The sequence below is a fragment of the Paenibacillus sp. FSL M8-0212 genome (assembly GCF_038004645.1).
Taxonomy (GTDB): Bacteria; Bacillota; Bacilli; order Paenibacillales; family Paenibacillaceae; genus Paenibacillus.
Window position 1 is genome coordinate 5,771,221 of sequence record NZ_JBBORP010000001.1, and the last position, 20,886, is coordinate 5,792,106.

The 20,886-nt window shown below is 45.5% G+C and carries 13 protein-coding genes; 4 read left to right on the forward strand and 9 right to left on the reverse strand.

Going from position 1 to position 20,886, the window contains the following annotated elements; genetic code table 11:
* Nucleotides 1–154 precede the first annotated feature (154 nt).
* From MKX68_RS25370 to MKX68_RS25380, 3 genes are all read right to left on the reverse strand, one after another.
* Nucleotides 155–1,384 carry a cytochrome P450 family protein gene (locus tag MKX68_RS25370; protein WP_340914518.1) on the reverse strand — a complete coding sequence of 410 codons (1,230 nt, stop codon included), beginning with the start codon at nt 1,382–1,384 and terminating at the stop codon, nt 155–157.
* 207 nt (nt 1,385–1,591) lie between these two features.
* Nucleotides 1,592–4,432: an alpha-L-rhamnosidase gene (locus MKX68_RS25375; RefSeq protein WP_340914519.1), complete on the reverse strand. Its 2,841-nt coding sequence runs from the start codon at nt 4,430–4,432 to the stop codon at nt 1,592–1,594.
* Between the two features lie 52 nt (nt 4,433–4,484).
* Nucleotides 4,485–6,134: a hypothetical protein gene (locus tag MKX68_RS25380; protein ID WP_340914520.1), complete on the reverse strand. Its 1,650-nt coding sequence runs from the start codon at nt 6,132–6,134 to the stop codon at nt 4,485–4,487.
* A 190-nt stretch (nt 6,135–6,324) separates the two neighbouring features.
* Here MKX68_RS25380 and MKX68_RS25385 point away from each other — a divergent pair, with 190 nt between their 5' ends.
* Together MKX68_RS25385 and MKX68_RS25390 are read left to right on the forward strand one after the other, a co-directional pair.
* Nucleotides 6,325–7,989 carry a histidine kinase gene (locus MKX68_RS25385; RefSeq protein ID WP_340914521.1) on the forward strand — a complete coding sequence of 555 codons (1,665 nt, stop codon included), beginning with the start codon at nt 6,325–6,327 and terminating at the stop codon, nt 7,987–7,989.
* 250 nt (nt 7,990–8,239) lie between these two features.
* Nucleotides 8,240–8,824, forward strand: coding sequence for a TetR/AcrR family transcriptional regulator (locus tag MKX68_RS25390; RefSeq protein WP_340915506.1), 585 nt, complete (start codon nt 8,240–8,242; stop codon nt 8,822–8,824).
* Here the strand turns inward: MKX68_RS25390 and MKX68_RS25395 are convergent.
* From MKX68_RS25395 to MKX68_RS25415, 5 genes are all read right to left on the reverse strand, one after another.
* Nucleotides 8,814–9,683: a DegV family protein gene (locus MKX68_RS25395; protein WP_340914523.1), complete on the reverse strand. Its 870-nt coding sequence runs from the start codon at nt 9,681–9,683 to the stop codon at nt 8,814–8,816. The two genes, MKX68_RS25390 and MKX68_RS25395, sit on opposite strands and share 11 nt — an antisense overlap.
* Nucleotides 9,684–9,735: 52 nt before the next feature.
* Complete coding sequence (locus MKX68_RS25400) at nt 9,736–11,937, reverse strand: MMPL family transporter (protein ID WP_340914524.1); 2,202 nt, start codon at nt 11,935–11,937, stop codon at nt 9,736–9,738.
* A gap of 190 nt (nt 11,938–12,127) precedes the next feature.
* Nucleotides 12,128–12,775: a response regulator transcription factor gene (locus tag MKX68_RS25405; protein WP_340914525.1), complete on the reverse strand. Its 648-nt coding sequence runs from the start codon at nt 12,773–12,775 to the stop codon at nt 12,128–12,130.
* Nucleotides 12,776–12,796: 21 nt separating this feature from the next.
* Nucleotides 12,797–13,999: a sensor histidine kinase gene (locus MKX68_RS25410; protein WP_340914527.1), complete on the reverse strand. Its 1,203-nt coding sequence runs from the start codon at nt 13,997–13,999 to the stop codon at nt 12,797–12,799.
* Nucleotides 14,000–14,176: 177 nt separating this feature from the next.
* Complete coding sequence (locus MKX68_RS25415) at nt 14,177–16,459, reverse strand: beta-glucosidase (protein WP_340914529.1); 2,283 nt, start codon at nt 16,457–16,459, stop codon at nt 14,177–14,179.
* A 353-nt stretch (nt 16,460–16,812) separates the two neighbouring features.
* Between MKX68_RS25415 and MKX68_RS25420 the strand changes: the two genes are divergently transcribed.
* Together MKX68_RS25420 and MKX68_RS25425 are read left to right on the forward strand one after the other, a co-directional pair.
* Entirely contained in the window at nt 16,813–18,414 is a 1,602-nt protein-coding gene (locus MKX68_RS25420; protein ID WP_340914530.1) for a response regulator transcription factor, read from the forward strand.
* 268 nt (nt 18,415–18,682) lie between these two features.
* A complete protein-coding gene (locus MKX68_RS25425) occupies nt 18,683–19,036 on the forward strand; it encodes a collagen-like protein (RefSeq protein WP_340914532.1) in 354 nt (117 codons plus the stop codon).
* Nucleotides 19,037–19,108: 72 nt separating this feature from the next.
* On the opposite strand, the gene MKX68_RS25430 is transcribed toward MKX68_RS25425, so the two are convergent.
* Entirely contained in the window at nt 19,109–20,848 is a 1,740-nt protein-coding gene (locus tag MKX68_RS25430; RefSeq protein ID WP_340914534.1) for an ABC-F family ATP-binding cassette domain-containing protein, read from the reverse strand.
* Nucleotides 20,849–20,886: the final 38 nt, after the last annotated feature.

A 20,886-nucleotide genomic window follows, 5' to 3' on the forward strand; every position in this document is an offset into this window, starting at 1 on the left:
ATTGTAGATTTCAAGGGAGACGATCGACTATAACGCGATGCAAAGATCGTGTAGCGTAATTCAAGCCCATTGCTAGTCAAAGACAAAGAAAAAACCGCGAAATCGCGGTTAAGTAAGGCTATCCGGTCTTATAACAAATGATATTGTAATTGGATTAAAAGGAAACCGGAAAATCGTACAGTCCGCGAATAATCATGCCTGGACGCCATTCCAGTGAATCAGGCTGTGTCTTAAACTGAATATCCGGCATTTTACGAAGCAATGCGTTAATAGCGATCTCTCCTTCAAGTCTGGCGAGCGGGGCTCCAAGGCAAAAATGAACACCTTTACCAAAGGCAATATGATGATTGACCTTCCGTGTGATATCAAACGCATCCGGGTCAGCGAACTGATTCTCATCCCGGTTGGCTGAGGAAAAGGAAACAAAGAGCATGTCCCCCTTACGGATGTGCTTGCCCCCGAATTCGACATCCTCTGTTGCCCAGCGAATATTACTCACCTCAGCAGGCCCGTTATATCGCAAGATCTCTTCAATAGCGGGTCCAATCATTTCTGGCTTCTCCAGCAGCAAGCGCTTCTGCTCCGGATTTTCGAGCAAGGCCAGTAAACCGTTGCCAATCAGATTTACAGTGGTTTCATGCCCTGCAATGATGAGGACAAAAACAAGGGCATACAATTCCTGTTCGGACAATACGTCTCCTTCCTCTTCTACATTGATGAGGTCACTAATCAGGTCCTCCTGAAGAGATTGTCTTCGTTCTGCAATGAGCTTCTGCAAATATTCGACAAAGGCACGCATGACTTGATCACTCTGTTCACTCATTTCTGGGTTATTGAAACCTTCCATAATCGTATTGGACCATTCACGGAACTGCTCTTGATCCTCGTGAGGAACCCCTAACATCTCGCAGATTACAATGATTGGCAGAGGAAAGGCGTAGTCCTCAATCAGATTCATTTCTCTTTTACCTGTGGCGAGTACACCATCAAGCAAATCCTCACTAATTTCATGGATGCGACCTCGGAGACGTTCAATCATACGTGGTGTAAAGGCCTTCTGGATCAACCTTCTCAACCGACGATGGTCCTCTGGCGTTACACTAAGCAAGTTGCGAGAGATGATCTCCTGATGCGATGGAACTGAGCCGTCAGCTTCTCCCATGTACGGAGAGTTGGTTACAAAGCGTTTGTTGTCCTGCAAAATGGCAGAAGCATCATCGTAGCCAGACACTAACCAGGCAAAGTGACCGCTCGGCAGAAGAAAACGGTGAACCGGATCTTCTGTACGCAACTGTTCATACACCGGGAACGGATTTTGGATAAACGTTCTATCCATAAAATCAACCTTGGACTGGGGATCGTTTTTGCTCTCGTTTGTAAACATCATAACGCCTCCTGAATGATAGAGTGGATATCAACACAATATAGATTCTATCACTTCACCAATTCGCTTTCAAATTTTGATAAAATACTCATTTTTTGCTAATCAAAGATGCACACAAGATCAACTTGTGTGCATCGGTATGAGATGATTTGCATTTAAAGAAACGTCATTGTGTTTCGTTTTCGTATCAACGAACAATGATTTATTCTAAACGAGTTGAATGGTCTCCAGCTTGAGATCGAGCTGGTCGAGTTCTTCCTCTGGCGTACTGAACGAAGGATAGCTGGATAGCTCACGCAGGCTTGCTTCCCCCATCGGGCCAATTGTTCCCGGGTCCAGCGAAGCAAGCATCGGTGAAAGCTCGTTCAGCATGCTGCGACTTTCGTCATTACGAAGCAGCACATTCAGCGGGGTTCGCGTACTTAACGTTTGTTTGTAAGGAACAGACGGTACATAGCTGAAATCATACGTGCCACTCACCACTTCGATGATCACTTCATCTTCACCCTGAACAACAGTCAGACCTGCATCCGAAAGTGTAATTCCGTTTATCATCACCTGATCAACCACGGCACGTGGCAGCTTGATCGTTGCTGTTGCATTAAACGGAACAGAGAAGCTTAAATACAGCCTGCCTGCTTCGTCAAATTTCCATTCACTGCGATAAGTTCCTGCTGTGGTGTCAATGCGGGCTTTGGTCCACTGGATTCTGAAATCAGGCATCGGTGCCAGCAGTGCATGGCGGAAGCCAGGTCGATCCTCTACTGGATTGATCCCCGCCATATGACGATACATCCATTCAACAACGGCACCGTAGGCATAGTGATTGAGTGAGTTCATACCATTTTCACTGATTGTACCATCTGGCAAAATGGAGTTCCAACGCTCCCAGATTGTTGTTGCTCCCATATTGACCGCATATAACCAGCTTGGATAATCATCATTGAGCAGAAGTGTATAGGCGATATCATTGCTGCCATGCGCTGATAACACTCGGTTTAAATAAGGCGTACCTACAAAGCCGGTTCTCAGATGATTTTGATCTTTTCGTACACGCAAGCGAATAGCTTCTGTAGTCCGTGCCTTATGTTGCTCAGGAACGAGATCCATATAAAACGCTACAGCGTATGCGGTCTGTGTATCTACTGCCAGACGTCCATTTGCAGTAAAGTATTCCTTCAGAATTGCAGCTCTAACCTCTTGCGCCAACTGCTCATAGGATGCGGCAAGATCATGATGTCCAAGTACCTTGGCAGCCTTGGCTACGATATCTGAAGAATAGGCATAGTAGGCTGAGGCAATAAAGTAATTATCTGTTCCCCCCATCGGAGAGTTCGGATCATCCCCATCTAACGCAAGCCAGTCACCAAAGTGAAAACCTACCGTCCACAAACGTGTACCGCCGGATTCGTCATCCGAATGCTTGATGTAATCTACCCATGCCTTCATGCTGTCAAACTGCTGCTCCAGAATGGACTGGTCCCCGGAATGCAGGTACGTATTCCACGGAATAATGGTTGCCGCATCTCCCCAGGCGCTGGACCCTCCGCCCTGCACACGTCCAACCGGAATGACCATCGGAACCATACCGTTCCGATCCTCCTGTTCCATCCATAGATCATATCCATACTTGTTAAAAAAGGCATACGTGTCCATATTATAATTTGCTGTACCGGAGAATACCTGTGCATCCCCTGTCCAGCCCATGCGCTCATCACGCTGTGGACAATCGGTAGGGGTATCTAGGAAATTTCCCTTTTGCCCCCATAGTGCATTTTCGAACAAACGATTCACGCCAGCATGACTAGTTTCCAGATATCCCGTGCGCTCCATATCCGAGTAAACCACACAGCCTGTGAAGTCATTCAGATCCAGTTCACCTACCCAGCCTTCAACCTTAACATATCGGAACCCGTAAAATGTGAAATACGGACGCACAATAGCTTCTTCACCGTTTGCTGTATAGATGTACTCCGCCTTAGCCGAGCGAAGGTTCTCCCGGTAGAAATTGCCTTTCTGCAACACTTCGCCATATTGCAAATGGATGACCGTTCCACTTGGTGCCGTAGTACGGAATTGTAGCCAGCCTACCATATTTTGGCCCATATCAATAACCGTTTCGCCAGCAGGCGTGGTTAAAATTTCGATCGGCTTCAAGGTTTCCTTGATCACGACCGGGAGACTTTTTCTTGCTTGCAGGCGCTCGTAGCCCAGATCACTTTCCCGAACGGGGAAAGTCTCGTTCGCTTCCAGCGTGGCATCATAGATTTCTCCGTCATAGATGTTTCCGTCCAAGACATTCGAGCGGATGGCATGCCAGGACAGATCGGACGGAACAACGTCTTCTGTTCCATCCGTATACGTAATCACCAGCTCGGACAGCAATGCAAAATGATCACCATATAAATTGGCAGTGGTATCTCCTTCAAAACCAAATCGTCCCTTATACCAGCCATTCCCCAAACGAACATCTATCGCGTTGGCCCCTTCTTGCAGCAGGTCGGTAATATCGTAGGTTTGATACTGAAGCCATTTGTGATAGGCATTATAATGAGGGGCCAAGTACTCATCCCCAGCCTTTACTCCGTTTAGTTCCAATTCGTATACGCCCAAACCACAGATGTACGCCCGTGCTTTGGCGATGGGACCTTTGACTTCGAACGTTTTTTGGAGGACTGGATGAATCGTCGGTTCCAGCTCAGGTGTAATCCATTTTGCTGTCCATGGCTCATCCTGCTTCGCTGTTTCAAACCAAGCCGCTTCACTGGTCGCCTTTTCTCCAAGCTCGTTCCATACTCGAACTCTCCAGAAGTAACGTGTCCGTGCAGCCAATTCCAGATCCGGCGAATACGCGAGCGAATCCATATCCTCTGTTATTCCGCTATCAAATACAAGCTCTGTAAAGGATTCATTTAGTGAAATTTCTACCTGTGCGGCGATCTGCGTTGTTGCTGTCGTATCCGTAACGGTATACGAAAAGGTTGGCTTGATTACCGCAAAACCGAGCGGATTAGTGATGTGATTTGTTTTCATATGAGTAATGTTCATCGATGAAACCTCCCGCTGTCGATTACCTTTCGGAACGTTTAACCATCCTGTTTTAAGGCTGAGTCTGTGCCGATTGGTACCATTCATTCACTTCTTTCGTGATCTGCTTTCCACCTGAATCCATCCATTTTTTCACAAACTCATCAAAAATGGTGAGTGGCTCCTCTCCATAAATAATGGAGTTGAAGGTATCTAGTTCCATTTTTTGCAAATAAGTGTTTCGAGCTTGCATTGTTTTTGTCGGGGGCCCCTGAAACAGATTGACTCGATCAATCTGCCGCTGCCTTGTCTCTACAACGTTTGCCTTCATAATGGGATACTGCTTCTCATCCTTAGGGTCAATTCCCATACTGAACAAAATGGCGCGATCATGCGAGCTGAGCTCTTCTCCCTTGCCCATTCTCAGAAGAGCTGCTCTAAATCGGGAAGGGTAACTCGCATATTGTCCCATGAGGGTATATTTGAACGTTATCACTTTCCCCCCGGGAATATCGCGGCTGTCACTATCCACTGAACCATCCGGGTTCAGCACATAATCATATCCATTCTGATACGCACTCAGATACAACGGATTATCCGTCACGGTGGCCTCATACAGATAGTTCTGATACTTGAAAAAAGCTTGCAGGGCTTCTTCAGAAATGTCAGCGCTGATCATTATGGCCCCGCTGTAAGAGTTTCCTTTGAATCTCGCTGTGATTCCGTCCATTCCTGCAGGAATCGGATAAGGTACAAACTCAGCCTTCGGATCCTTTTCATTAAGTTGTTGCAGCGGATAATCTCCAAACCAGCGGGGACCAGCAACCATGCCAACTTTGCCATCAATGATATTTTTATTGACCTGATTGAAGTCTTGCAGAGCTATGTTATTGCCCACATATCCTTTTTTCTTCCAGTCTTGCAGTTTTGCCAGCGCGCTTTTGATCTGAGGCTGGATACTTCCGTACACGAGCTTGCCCTGTGCATTCTTGCTCCATATACTTGGAATCGCTCCATACGCACCAAATACCCAGGATATGTCTCCTGTAGGCGAGGCCAGATACTGGTCCTTGATTGCAAAATCAATACCGTAGGTATCCTGTATGCCATTAGCGTCTGGATCATCAATCGTAAAGGCTTTCATTACCGTTTCCAGTTCGTCGAGATTGCTTGGTGCCTTCAGGTTCAGATGATCTAGCCAATCCTTGCGAATCCAGAGTACGGACTGCGTGGCTTGCTCCGTAATGATCGGAATCGCCATCCGTTTCCCGTCAATCTCAAAGGGCTTCCATGCCTCTGGCACTTCAGCCATAGCCGCTTTCCAGGTGGATGAAGCATATCGATCAAAGGCTTGTCCAGCGTCCAACAGTTTGCCTGAGATCATAAATCCATTGACCGTGTCCATGACATTGGATGAGAACACATCAGGTAACGTATTGTCGGCAGAGAGCATTAATCGAAGCTTCATATCGTAGTCATCGACAGGAGCACTCCATTTGGTCCGAATATCCACGCCAAGTGTTTCTCTGGCCCAACGGATATGGACATTATCTGCGGCGGTTTGGCCATTTTTGTAGATCGTGGTTGGATCATTCATTTTGACCGTTGTTACGATCACACCTGTTTTTACAGGCTTAGGCTCCTGTGCTTTACCACTGCAAGCGGCGGTAAACAGAATCAAACAAGCAACAGAAAGAGACAGGTATATTTTGCTACAGCTCATGCGAAATGCGCTCCTTCATCTAATTCATCTTCATCATATCGTGCCAGTTATACAGTCGAAATAACGCTTTTCCAACATTAGATAATTCATTCTTAACCTTCATCTATATTACATTCCAAATCACTTGTATTTCATCCAATGCCAGCCTACAATAAGGTGAATTTACATCATTGGCAGGAGGCGTAAAGGGTTGCAAAAGAAATACAGGACCTTTATAAACATGGTGACCATTACGCTGATTATGCTTGTCGCCGTCCTGGTCATGTATACCTTCTCGGTTCAATCCAGTCTGGATACCGTTCAAAAGGATATCGAAACAAACAATCTCAATCGCGTGCAGTTTGTTGTTAACTCACTTGATCAGAGCATAAATCGGCTGAATATGTTATCCATCTCCATGGAAACGGACAATTCTATTGCCCTGCTGCGATCCATTGATGTGATGAGTTCCTTTGAACAGGTACAGTTGATTCAAAATGTTGCTGCGAGAGTTAATCTGCAAAGTCTGTCCGAGGGATGGAATAACAAAATATCGGTCTACTCGGTTCTGTTGAATCAATGGATCATTGCTTCGGAGTTAAATATGAAGACTCCCTCTGTAAATTCACTGAAATCAGGTTGGAACTATGATGCAGCTACAGCTAAATATTATAAATACAAGGTCAGTCCACAGATCATAATTCGGTTGGAGTTCCCGCGTAGCAATCTGGAGGATATGGTTGAGAACTCACATCAGGGCGAGAATGAGACGTTATTTTATAACCCTAACGAGCAGTTGATTACTCGCAAAGAGGCCAATCCCATTACCCCTCTTATCATGAAAGAGCTAACCGGTCATCTACAATCATCCTCCGGTACAAAAACCGTTTCGGTTAACGGAGCCCAGTACATTGTCAATTATGTGTACTCTCATCAGATCGGCTGGTATTTAATTGATTTTATGCCACTTGATAAAGCATTGCAGCCTATACGAATGACTCAATTCTGGTTTTACTCTGCCTGTGTCATGCTGTTTATGGCGGGGGTCACGATTATTGTTGTTCTTTTCCGCAAGGTACAGATTCCCATACTTGCTCTATTAAAAGGTGTTCGTCTTTTGAAGCACGGCGACTTCTCTTATCGGATTCAACGACAGAGCGGTAATGAATTTGATTACTTATATGGTCAATTCAACGACATGGCCGGACAGATTGAGGATTTGATTGAAAAGGTATATAAGGAAAAAATCGTCGCTCGCGAGGCGGTGCTGAAACAGCTACAAGCCCAGATTAATCCTCACTTTTTATATAATTGTCTCTTTTTCATTAATAATATGACAAGATTGGGCAATGAGGAAGCGGTTACTGCGATGACTCAGAATCTGGCCGAATATTTCAGGTACACCACACGCCTTGATGAGCCGATGACCCATTTGGAAAAAGAGTTGGGCATCGTCCGTAATTACCTTGAGATACAGAGCTTACGCATGGACCGTCTCTCTTATCAGATCGAGCTACCGGACGAGCTAAGATCTGTCCCGATTCCCAAACTACTCATTCAGCCTTTGGTAGAGAACAGTATTATCCACGGCATAGAAACCAAGCGTGATTCTGGTTCCATCCAAGTCTCCGTTGAGCGTACGGAACAAGGGATTTGTATTGTGGTTGATGATGACGGGAAAGGCATGACGGAGGAAGAAATTAACGCACTTAAGGCAAGAATAGCCGAGCCACCTGTGGACACGATGGGATGCGCGCTTTGGAACATTGCAGAGCGTCTACGTATTCATGATGCTACCCATTCGGGTCTTCAGTTTGAACAGAGTCCCCTTGGGGGCATGCGTGTGCGATTAAAATGGTCGCTCGCAAAATCGTAGGGTAAAGAAAACACTGTATAATAGAACAATGCCTCTGATCATCACTTCGAGTGAAGGCAGAGGCATTGTTTGGCTTAATAGTAATTTTTCGATCGCCAATTGGCAGAATGAATCCTTGCGTTGACAGAAAAGAGTCTAGTTTGATAGCATAGTTTGAGTTCATTCCAACAAGGAGGTTTTTAAAATAGAACCCCGTCAACGGCTTCAACAAGAGCGAAGTGACCTCAAAACAAGAAGACGAGCAGCTATAATTGAAGCAGCTAAAATTGCGTTTCTGAATAAAGGCTTCGAGCAAGCGACCATGCAGGATATTGCGGACGAGGCAATCCTGGGGGTGGCAACAATCTTCCGCTACTTTCCGCGGAAAGAGCAGCTTATTGTTGCCGTAGCATCAGATATTGTTCAGTCTGAGGTGCTGGTATTCTCCGATATTATCAGAGGTGAAGGCACCTGCTACGACAAGCTTGGCCGCCTTTTTGACTCGCTTATTTTTTTCCAGCAGGTAGAAAGCCAGCGAAGCTCCAAATTAATAGAAGCGTTTGAGTGTTACGTCGCAATGTCCAAGTCCCCGTTGGAGGATATCGAGATGTATCATTCTAACTACCAACAGATTATTATGCTTTGTGCAGAGCTGGCTGAGCTTGGTCAAAAGGATGGATCTGTTCGTAACGACGCCAATGTGGTTGAAACGATTAACACGATGATTAATGTCTTTGGCAACTTCTCCAAAAAAACAGCGATGCTCCATGGCATTGAAGCCTTTCAAACAAAAGTGGACGAAGCCGAGCAATTTAATATCCTAAAGAACATATTTTTGGATCATCTCAAGCCCTGAACAGTGGCTCCGATTTTAAGATATAACTGATAGCTATGCTATGAGGACCGCTGTGAGAGCAGATAGAGCAACCTCCTTCGATGATGTGCACATGTTGAATGGAGGTTTGTTCCTGGATGAAGTTGCGGACCCACTCCGCCTTCTCTTCCTCTAATGTTTGGGCGATAATGACCTGCGCGTGATCAATACGGTGGATCTGACTCAACATGTCATCTAACAACTTGTTCACGACTTTGTCCTTGCTGCCTCTGTATTTGACTCCGGCATGAACCAGTCCATCTCGAACATACAAGCCCGGTCGAATTCTCAGCAAGCTGCCCAGCATATGCTGAATGCTGCTGACTCTTCCTCCCCGATGCAAATAATCCAAATTATCCACAAGCACATTTAGTTGTACCTCATGACGTACTGCTTCCAAAGCCTGAGCGATGGTTAGTGCGCTCTTCCCTTCCCTAGCCATCTGCACTGCAAGCAGTACATGCATTGCGGTGCCTGCCGATACATTGAGAGAATCCACCACTGTTACTCTGCCCGGGGGGAACTCTCTGGCCGCACTACATGCATTCTGATACGTAGATGAAAGGTGAGAGGACATACTGATGCACAGTATATCTTCTCCATTTTCAATGACCGGGCTGAAAGCCTTCATAAAATCTGCGGGTGGAGGAGCCGCCGTTTTGGGCAGCTCTCCATATAATTCGACCATGTTATACATCTCTTGCGGGGTGATTTCGATCCTATCCAAATACGATTTTTGCTGGAAAACGATATATAGTGGAATAATGCCGATATCATACTTTTCTACCCATTCCTTGGGTATATCAGAGATACTGTCTGTGAAAATGCGAACATTAGCCATTGGACTCCTCCTGCTCACGGTGTTCTATGATCTATGAGATGCAAACCTTGTTTTATTTGTTGTCATTATCTGGAGTATTGGATGAGTGATGTCCTTGAACATCTTTCATCACAGATTCTCCCTCGATATCAATGTTAGGCAACAAACGATTTAACCATTTTGGCAAATACCATGCACTCCGACCCATGAGTACCATCAGCGCTGGAACAAGGGTCATTCTTACGATAAATGCATCAACAAGGATACCAAACGCCAGCGCAAGTCCCATCGATTTGATAATCGTATCCCCTGCAAAGATGAAGCTGGCAAATACTGCGATCATAATCAATCCAGCAGCCGTTACTACAGGACCGCTATGGGATATACCACTTCGTACCGATTTTACTGCATCTCCAGTATGTGTATAATCCTCACGCATCCGGCTAACAAGAAACACCTCATAGTCCATCGCCAGACCAAACAGAATACCTGTAACCAGAATTGGCAGGAAGCTTAGTACAGGTCCTGGCTCAGGGATTCCGAAGAAATTTCCCAGATAGCCATCCTGTATGACCCAGACAATAAAGCCGAGCGTTGCACCCAGAGTGAACAAAAATCCGGCTACAGCTTTGATGGGAACGAGAATGGAACGGAATACAAGCATGAGCAGAACAAAAGCAAGACCGACAATCAACAAAGCAAACTTTGGTAAAGCTTCGGACAACTTCTCTGAAATATCGATATTAACGGCAGTTCCACCTGTAACCATGATCTCGACATCATGATCCTTGAGGACCTGCTCTGCCTGATCACGAATCGTTTGAACAAGTTCGGTTGTTTTAATATCATTCGGTCCTGATTTGGGTAACACCGTAATAATCGCCGTAGTACCTGAAGGACTTGGGATCTGCGGCGCTACAGAGGCTACATCCGGAAGTTTGCTGATGAATGTGGTTGCCTTTGTAATGTCTGCCTGTGCCTCCTCACTGTTTGAAGCCTTGGCAACGACGATGAGCGGACCGTTAAATCCTTTGCCGAAACCTTCGGAAAGCAGATCATAACCTCGGCGTTCTGTCGTTTCTTTGGATTTCAGACCATTATCCGGTAGGCCAAGCTGCATATGTGTGAATGGAACGGTACACACCGCCAGAATCGCAATACACAGAATGGTTGTGAGCCATGGCTTGCGAGTAACCATTTTGCCCCAACGATTTTCTGCTTCGGCAGATTTTTTGCGACCAGACCACTTGCGCAGCCATTTGTTCTCATGAGCAGGATGGATGCGATCTCCTGCTGCTGCCAGCAGCGCCGGGGTAAATATAATAGCGATCAATACAGCGACCAGTACACTTATTGCTGCAGCGAGTCCCATCATCGTGATGAATGGAATCTGTACAACCGACAGCCCTACGAGGGCGATAATAACGGTTAAGCCTGCAAATACAACGGAGCTGCCTGCGGTTGCATTAGCTTGTGCAATAGCGGTAGTCCGATCATAACCTGCAGCCAATTGCTGCCGATATCTGGACATAATGAACAAGGCGTAATCGATCCCTACCGCAAGTGCAAGCATAACAGCCAGCGTAATCGAGAATGAAGCCATCGATACCGTGTTGGAGCCGATGATAATAATCATGAGTCCTATGCCAAGCCCAACAACTGCAGTCAAAATGGGAAGTCCTGCGGCAAGGAAAGACGTAAAGGTGAACGCCAGAATCACAAATGCAATCAGGATACCAATCACCTCGGACACGCCGCCAATTTCAATCTCTGAAAAGGCTACGCTTCCTGCAAGTTCGGTTTGAACACCCTTGTCACGTAATGTATGGACAACATCAAGGATATGTTCTTTGGAAGTCTCACTTACATCTGCGGCTGGCTGCGTATATGTAATATCCGCATAACCAATCTCTTTGTTTGCACTGATCGTTCCCCCATCATAGGGGTTAACAACAGCTTTTACAGAGGAATCGGACGTAACCTCTTTCAGCGCTGCGAGAATTGCTTTTTGGGTGGAGTCTGTTTCAAGCGTGCCCTTCTCCGATTTAAATATCATTCGAACCTGTCCACCGTCATCTGATGACGGGAATTCCTGCTTCAATACATCGGCCGCCTGCTCCGACTTGGTTCCGGGAATCGTCATCTCTCCGGTAAAGGAGGTCCCCAGCCCCATGCCGATTGCTGCCAACAGCAGCAGGACGACAAGCCCTCCTGTAATTACTCCCTTTTTCTTGGCTACAGCCCATTCACCTAATTGATACAAAAATTTAGCCATGTATATGATAGCTCCCTTCTAATCTGAAACTCAGGTTCTCTTGTTCGGACAACCTCATGACATCATCATAGTGGAAACTAAAACAAAAAAAATCGTACGTAGGGGCATGCCCTTCATGTACGATCGGGTTGAACCAAAGGGCAGCCTGCGTACAGGCTGCCCTTTGAAACCTACAACATTATTCTATATTCTACAGATGCAGAATGCCCCTCTCTACGGATACAGCAACCGCTTCGGAGCGCGAGTCTACCCCCAGCTTATTATAGATATTAGTCAGCTGAGCTTTTACTGTTCGTTCTGCAATGCCCATATCAAATGCGATTTCCTTGCTTCGCAGTCCGCGAGCGACTGCCTGAAGAATTATAAGTTCTTTTTCTGTCAGTAATGTATCTTTGTGCTTGTGCACTACCGTCGGCTTCTGGTGAAAGGCAAATACCCTTGCCGAAATTTCAGGTTGCAGCAATGTTTCACCGCGAAGGGCCGACTCCAGCGTACGGAATAAATGATCACGACTTGTATCCTTGAGCAAATACCCCTTGGCCCCCAACCCAAGCCCGTTAATCATTAGTTCATCCTCATTGTAGGTCGTCAAAATAATAACTGGAATGTTGATTTGTTCTACGTTCATCTGTTTTAACGTATCCAGACCGCTCAAGCCGCCAGGCATGTTCAGGTCCATCAGGATGACATCAGGCTGAAGTTCCTGCATCAGCTCCAGCGCCGTGTGCCCCTCTTCAGCCTCGCCAATCACTTCATAATTGTCGTCCGTCCCCAAAATCATTTTGATGCCTTCACGTACAACCCAGTGGTCATCTACAATCAGAACTTTATGACTCATTGTTTATGTCCTCCCTTCTATTCAAAATGGTATAGATAAGGTTATACATGTACCTGTATCGCTGCTTTCAACCTGAATCTGTCCTCCGATGAGTCTGGCTCGTTCATAAATGCCAATGAGACCGTAATGCCCGGTCTTTTTTCCGATAGTTGCTGTATTGAATCCTCTGCCATTGTCCTTGATCACCATTTGGAGTGAGCCGGAGATTTCTATAATAGATATATGAACCTGATCAGCATGGGCATGTCGTGCCACATTCATAAGTGTTTCACTCAAAATATGTAATACATGTTCCATGGTAAAACCGGTCAGAGCCGAACGAACCTGCAACTCCAGTTGGATTTGAACGCCTGTAGCAATTCGAAAGCGTTGTAATTGGTCTTGTACTGCCTCGTTGAAATCAAACACTGGAGTAGCCCTTGTTCGCAAGTCATCAATTGCTTTTCTTGCATCACCCAACGTTTGCCGAGCTTGCCCCATCGATGTCAGAACAATCTCGTGAGCACGCTGGATGTTTCCCCGGCTGAGGTATGCATCCACGGCTTCAAGCTGCATAATGAGACCTGCCTGTCCCTGAGCGAGTGTATCATGTAAATCTCTCGCCATACGTTGGCGCTCGTTAGCGAGTGTAAGCTCCTCGACTTTCTGATGTGTCAGCTCCAGATCGCGCAAAAACGTTTGTGTGCGCACCCGGGCATTAACCTGCCTGTAGTACAGGATAGCATAGGCCATTACCACAACAATCATCAGGAATAACAAGGGGATAAACAGTGCAAGATCCTTAGCATCTTTAATCCAAAGCGTAACCAGACAGAAAAGGAAATAGAGTACAAAGGCAAAAAAAACAACCTTTTTGGGTTCAAACAAAATAGCTACGGTCTGTCCAATCAATACGGGAATCAGACCAATGAGTACAACGGGAAGACCATCTGGCATCAAGGCAGCGCTCCCGAAAATCAAGCCGGCCTGAAGAATCAGATATAACACCCTGGATACCTGAATCAACCTGCTCACTCGCCAGTATAACTGAATATGCGCCGCCATCAAGCATACAAAAAACAGGCTGGGCAACAGCAACGGTTCTAACAAGGTTTGCATCGCTACCGTAACCATAGTGACCATTAAAATCCATAACGCAATGGGAAGTCGGGATGAAGCGATTCGGTCATCCTCGGCATCTTCGCTCATTTGCAAGAAGCTGGATCGTTCCGTCCTCTCATTCATAAGTTCACCTCTTCTCCAATGATTATATTACGGATGGTTGTCCTTTTGTATGTACGTTGGTGCATGCCCTTTCGTGCATGAGCTAACGCCCCATAACATCTTAAATGAAAAACGCTCATAAGTCATGACTTATGAGCGTTTTTCGATGTTGTATAGTGAAAGCTGTTGTGTAGTGTTTTACTGACGAACAGCCGCATTTAATCCAGCAAGCAACTGGGAAAGAGTTTCCTCCGTAAGAGCCCCTCCCGTAAACGGAATCAACGCACGAAGCGGCATATATTTCATGGATGCCTGAATCATCTCGGAGGATATGGCATCGGATTGGGCCTCTTCCGTTCCCTCTGGAGCCAGTCCCTGTAATTGACTCATGACAGCCATCGTTTTTGGATTGGCGAGCAGCTCACCCAGCGTTGTATTACGGTCAAAGGTAGGTACTGGCCCGGTTGTCGTGGACTCCACGTTGACCGTCTGTTGCAGCAGAATGGAACGAGAGGATGAGCCAATCAAAATATCATAGGAGCCACTCTCTACATGCCAGTCCTTCAAATCAACATTATAATAAGCAAAGCTGCGTTTATCCAGTGTGAAGGAAACGCTAGCCTCAGCGCCCGGTTCCAGTCCGATTTTGGCAAAACCTTTCAGTTCCTTGTCCGGACGACTTACTACGGTTTGCTGATCCCGCACATATAGTTGCACAACCTCTTGACCGTAACGTTTGCCCGTGTTTCGAATTGTAACAGTTACCGTAACCCGATCCGTATCCTTGAACTGTGTATCGTTCAGACTCAGACCAGTATATTCAAACTGCGTATAGCTCAATCCATAACCAAACGGGAACAACGGTTCAATGTCCTTACGATCATAGTAACGATAACCAACATATATGCCTTCACGGTATTCCACACGATCTCCGTCCCCGGGGAAGAACAAAGCCGAAGGGTTATGATACACCGATTGCGGGAACGTTTCCGCCAGCTTACCGCTTGGATTGGTTTCTCCGAACAACAGATCCGCCATGGCTCCTCCAGCTGCCTGACCACCCAGATACGCCTCCAGTACTCCCTTCACATCAGCAAGCCAAGGCATCACAATCGGTGATCCGTTGCTTAACACGACCACAAGGTTAGGCTGCTCTGCTGCAACGGCTTTGATCAGCGCCGATTGGTTAGCTGGAATGTCCATGTGAGAACGATCATATCCTTCCGATTCATAGCGGTCAGGCAGACCGATGAACAGCACAGCGACTTCCGCTGCTTTGGCCGTCTCGATGGCTTCCTTCATCAATAACGAGTCACTTTCATCTGAAGCAAGCTTATAGCCCGCAGCATAAGTCACCGATGCATCCGCTTCAGCAAGTAAAACCATCTGTTCATAAGGGCTATCCAGTTGAGTCGGATGGATATGCGAACTGCCGCCGCCCTGATATCTGACCTTCTCAGCTAGCTCTCCGATAACGGCGATGCGGCTATTCTTGCTCAGCGGAAGAATATCGTCCTCGTTTTTCAACAACACCATCGTTTCTCTTGCCGCCTCTCTGGCAATCTGATGATGCTGCTCAGAATCAAAGGTTGCTTCTGGACGTTTATTTTCTGCCGCCTTGAAAATAATAGCTAATAACCGTTCCACGGCTTGATCAAGCTTTTCTTCGGATAACTGGCCGCCATTCACCGCCTCCACAATTTTGCGTGGACCTTCTCCGTTGGAGGAAGGCATCTCCAGTCCAAGTCCCGCAGCGATGCTGGCTGCGATCTCATTCACTGCGGACCAATCTGTCACAACAAAGCCCTCATGTCCCCATTCTTCCTTCAAAATGGTATTCAGCAAATATTCATTCTCCGATGCATATGTTCCATTCACTCTATTGTAAGAAGACATTACTGTCCAAGGCTGCGCCTGCTTGACGGCTTTCTCAAAACCGGTCAAATAGATTTCTCTTAACGTCCGCTCATCGACCACCGCATCGGTAGTCATCCGGCGATGCTCCTGATTGTTCACTGCAAAATGCTTAAGTGAGGTACCCACACCTTGGCTTTGCACACCTGAGATATGAGCTGCAGCCAGCTCACCCGTCAGGTAAGGGTCCTCTGAGAAATATTCGAAGTTGCGCCCGCACAACGGGGAACGCTTGATGTTCGCCCCTGGGCCGAGCAGAATGGCGACATCCTCCGCCTGCGCCTCTCTACCAATTGTTTCCCCGACAAGCTGTACAAGATCCCGGTTCCAGGAGCTGGCCAGCCCAACCGCCGAGGGAAAACAAGTGGAGGGTACACTTGCATTCAGTCCCAAATGGTCGGCATCACCTGCTTGCTTGCGCAATCCATGAGGACCATCCGTCATCATAATGGATGGAATATCCAAACGTTCTACAGCATGCGTTGTCCAAAAGCTGCTACCTGAGCAGAGTGTTGCCTTTTCGTTTAAGGTTAACTGTTTCACAATTTGCTTGATATCACGATTCATTATCCAGACACTCCTTCATCTATCGGCAGGTATCCTTGACATGTAATACGGCTATGTAAGGTCCCGCATAATATTATAGGGCTTGAGTTTAGTTCTCTTTTTAATAGTACTGGTTGGTTTAATGACATGAAATAGCGCTTTCTTAATGTGATATAACGCAATCCGAATAAAAAGAAAGATCTCTCATGCCTCGCTGGCCACTTGCAACGCTAATTCGCATAAGTATATCTGAACATCTGTATCGTTTTCTTAAGATTACAGGTTAGCCGAGGCTGCATGCATTGAAATGATAGTTCGGCCATCATACAATACAATAAGTGTTGTAACAGCTTGTCTATAGAGGGGGAATTAGCTTGTACGGTTTATTAATAGTGGATGACGAGAAATCGGTTGTTGATAGTCTCGCGCTGACAATTCCCTGGGAAGATTATGGCATCCAGGAAGTACATAGAGCTTACTCTGCTGCGGAGGCTCTCGATATCGCTTCCAAATACGCTGTTGATATCATGATTACCGATATTCGTATGCCCGAGATGGATGGATTGGAGCTTATTTTGGAGATTCGACGATTCTCCAGTAAAATTAGATGCATTATTTTGTCTGGTCACGATGAGTTTGAATATGCCCAAAAAGCAATTCAGTATCAGGCTGCTAATTATCTCCTGAAGCCAATTAATACCGATGAGCTCATCCAAGCTGTAACAAAGGCTATCGCCAATATTGAGCACGAATGGGAGCGCATCAGTTCATTTCGGCAAATTCAGCATGCCCTTCATGCCAATATGCCCTTGTTGCGCAATCAACTTCTTAAGGAACTTCTTCAGAACAAAGCCATGAGCCATAAGATTCTGGCCGAGCGTCTCAACATGCTGGAGATTCCCTTTGCGTCCTCTGACCCCTTTATTATGATGGTCATTCGGATGGAGGAAGAATTCTCCGGTTATGATCTTCGGTCATTATCCTTGCTCGAATATGCTGTAACCAATATAGCCGAAGAAGTGTTTCAGCATCCGTTCAAGCTGTGGCATTGTATTACAGAGCAGGGATATCTGGTATTTCTGATCAAAAACAGTGATCTGCATGCACTTGATTCAGTTGACTCCCACGCGGTCAGACTGCAAAACAATGTGCAAAAATTTTTAAAGGGAGCCATTTCCATTTGTCTGAGTAAAGAGCAATGTTTCCCTGACCACCTCTCCGATCTGTATTTAGCCTCCGTGTCAGCCATCAATCGGAATGTGGGTAGCAATAAAAGCTATTTTATTACGCTGGACAAAAAGGATGCGGATTCCCATGAACAGCAAAATCTCATTAATTTGTATGAGCCACCCTTGCTCTCTAACTTGCTGGAATCAGGTAATTGGGATGAGGCCATAAGCAAAATTTCCAGAATTCTTTTCTTAAACGAAGTTGGCAAAGAATTGTCCCACGATCAATTGTTTACAGTACTACTCTACCTGTCTTCCACATTCTCGATTTCACTAAAATCGCAGGACACAACGGTTGAGGAAATGCTGGGGGAGGAGTTCGAATTTTTGCTTCGGAAAAAAAGCCAGTTATCCGGCCAACGCATATATAGCTGGGCAGAGAAAATGATTAATCAGCGGCGCAAGCAGGCTTCTAATCAGTTGATGAATGCGCATGAACAAATTACGTCTAAAGTGAGAACATACATTCAGGAGCATTTGGCAGAAGGCATCTCCCTTCAGGTCATTGCCGACTATATCGGCCTGCACCCCGTTTACCTGTCCAAGGTGTACAAAACGGTCACCGGAGAAACGATTGGCGATTATTTGTACAGCTTACGTATGAACAGAGCATCTTACTTGTTACTGAACTCAGACCTCAAAATTGCAGATGTCAGCAAGGCGCTTGGTTTTTTGGCTCCGCCGCATTTTATCAAAATATTTAAAAAGCATCATGGTTGCACACCACAGGAGTTTCGTACTCGTTAACAAAATGAATGGCAAAAAAATTCTGGGATTATCGCTCATTTTAAAAGGAGAATGCACCGGGATTTTGTCCAATTTTCCTATAACATGAAAGAAACTGACTACTCCACACGCCTGAGAATGAATGGTCGCAGCTTGAGCGTGTCTTTATTTTGAATATCCGCCTGACAAGCTTATGACCAAATTAACGGCCTTTTATAGGCTTTCACCCATTCCCCTGCTCAATTGCCTACATACAATACATTAGACTAATGAACAGGAGTGAAGTGATATGACATTTTTACCTCCTTTTGGACCTGGTGGAGGGTTCGGCGGCCCTGGGGGTCCCGGAGGACCAGGAGGACCCGGCGGTGGAGGTGGCGGACCACAAGGCGTGCAAGCACCTACCGGTCCGCCACCATCATTCATTCCACAGCAACCCGCTTCGTTATATGCGGTAGATCCAAGAGCCATATCCGGCTGTCTGTTTCGCTACACATATATTTGGCCGGATCGTGGTCCCGGCTTCTGGATGTACCCGGTATTTGTAGGTAGAAATTCGGTGGCTGGCTTCCGTTGGAATGGCTTCTTCTGGCTGTATACCGGCATTGATCTGCAGCGAATCAGCTCGTTTAGCTGTTTCTAGAAGAAATCCCCCTGTATGTGGATATCAATCCACATACAGGGGGATTTACATTTTTGAAATAATTCACATTGTCTAAAGCAGCTTAATCAGCTTTTCCAGCTCATCAACCAAACTTTTTGCAAGTTCAAAATTAGTATCTTTTAAAGCCAATTCAATTTTCATTTCAACAGACTTTTTCTTTTGTTCATTTTCTAGATAGTTTTCATCAAAATGACTCGTATAAATCATCTCTCTAAATTCTTCTATACTCATTTTACTAATCGTTTTGTCTTCGATAATTAAAACATAATCCATACCATTGACAACCGAATAGAAATCATGAGAAATCATGAGAATCGCACCTTTGTAGTCCTCAATAGCTTTCTCCAATGCGATTTGGCTATAGATGTCTAAATGGCTTGTCGGTTCATCCAGAAGCAATACGTTGGCTTGACTGGCAGACACTTTAGCCAATTGAAGCATGTTTTTTTCTCCGCCAGATAACGATTCAATCTTTTGATCAAGGATTTCTCCTTCAAAGCCATAGTTTGGAAGATACGCTCTAATCTCGTCATACGTTTGAAACCCTGAATCAATGAATTCATTTAGTATGGTATTCGAATCTGTTAGCATTTCGCCTTGAACCTGAGATAAATAAGCCACATTAACATCAGCATTGATTTCAATGGAATCCTGATTGTTTTTAAAGATTTCTCGGAGTAAAGTCGTTTTCCCGGTACCGTTAGGACCGATCAGGGCTACTTTATCTGTCGATTTGATCTCAAAGTTCACATTTTCCAAAAGCAACTCGTCAAAGGAAACGTTATAGTTATTGACGTTAACCACAACGCTGTCTTCCATTTCCTTATCGATCCCAAAACGGATATTCGGCTGTTTGATATCGACAAATGGCTCTTTTATTCGACGTGCTTCCAATCTCTCTTGAAACTTGACTCTGGCTTTTAACGCTCTGCCTCTGGAGGCTTCCGAATTATACGTGGCGATCTCTCTAAGATTGTCGATGATGTGATCGTATCTCTCAATTTCTTCAGCCTCAGCAACCGCGATTTCTTGCAGCTCAATCTTCGTCTGAAGCAGCGAGAAGTTATAATCGATATAGCGACCGTCGAACTCTTGGAGCTCTGTGTTTTCTAGGTGTATGATCTTGTTGAAACAATGGTTCAATAGATATCGGTTGTGCGTAACGACCAGCAGCATTCCCTTGTGGGAATTAATCAATTTTTTAAGCGCGTTCAGGTTTTCAAAGTCTAAAAATACATCAGGTTCGTCCATAATCATTAAATCGGGACGATTCAGCATTTCCTTCATCACTTGAATAAGTTTGAATTCCCCGCCGCTTATGGCGGATATACTAAGATCTTTGAGCTTCATGAGGTTGGCAAGGTTTAACTGTTTATTGATGTTTTTTTCGAAATTATCCCCATCCATCGCTTCGAAGGCATCCAAAGCCAATTGAAGCTTTCCCATCAGGGAATCCATATCCGATGTGGTAGCCATCTCCGCATAAATTGCTGTAATTTCATCTTGTATCTTGATGAATTCTTCTGCGATATATTCAAAAACGGTCATTTCTTTTGTTTTGTCTACTTGCAAAAACTGACTCACATACCCGATTCTGCAATCGGGGTCTATCTCTAACTTGCCCTCGAACAAATATCGTTCCGGATCCATCAGGATATCGATCAATGTACTTTTTCCACTTCCGCTTGTTCCGATAAAAGCACAATGTTGTGCCTCTTCAAACGTAAATGAAATGTTTTTATATAGTTCCTTTTGTGGAAATGAGAAGGATAAGTTTTCAACTTTTATCATAGTGTTACCTTTCTTTATAACTAAATTGGTGGCTAGTA

What these genes read in the sequence shown, in the direction of transcription:
- MKX68_RS25370 (WP_340914518.1), bottom strand. Translation starts at nt 1,384, where the DNA reads ATGTTTACAAACGAGAGCAAAAACGATCCCCAGTCCAAGGTTGATTTT.
- MKX68_RS25375 (WP_340914519.1), bottom strand. Translation starts at nt 4,432, where the DNA reads ATGAACATTACTCATATGAAAACAAATCACATCACTAATCCGCTCGGT.
- MKX68_RS25380 (WP_340914520.1), bottom strand. Translation starts at nt 6,134, where the DNA reads ATGAGCTGTAGCAAAATATACCTGTCTCTTTCTGTTGCTTGTTTGATT.
- MKX68_RS25395 (WP_340914523.1), bottom strand. Translation starts at nt 9,683, where the DNA reads ATGGCTAATGTTCGCATTTTCACAGACAGTATCTCTGATATACCCAAG.
- MKX68_RS25400 (WP_340914524.1), bottom strand. Translation starts at nt 11,937, where the DNA reads ATGGCTAAATTTTTGTATCAATTAGGTGAATGGGCTGTAGCCAAGAAA.
- MKX68_RS25405 (WP_340914525.1), bottom strand. Translation starts at nt 12,775, where the DNA reads ATGAGTCATAAAGTTCTGATTGTAGATGACCACTGGGTTGTACGTGAA.
- MKX68_RS25410 (WP_340914527.1), bottom strand. Translation starts at nt 13,999, where the DNA reads ATGAATGAGAGGACGGAACGATCCAGCTTCTTGCAAATGAGCGAAGAT.
- MKX68_RS25415 (WP_340914529.1), bottom strand. Translation starts at nt 16,459, where the DNA reads ATGAATCGTGATATCAAGCAAATTGTGAAACAGTTAACCTTAAACGAA.
- MKX68_RS25425 (WP_340914532.1), top strand. Translation starts at nt 18,683, where the DNA reads ATGACATTTTTACCTCCTTTTGGACCTGGTGGAGGGTTCGGCGGCCCT.
- MKX68_RS25430 (WP_340914534.1), bottom strand. Translation starts at nt 20,848, where the DNA reads ATGATAAAAGTTGAAAACTTATCCTTCTCATTTCCACAAAAGGAACTA.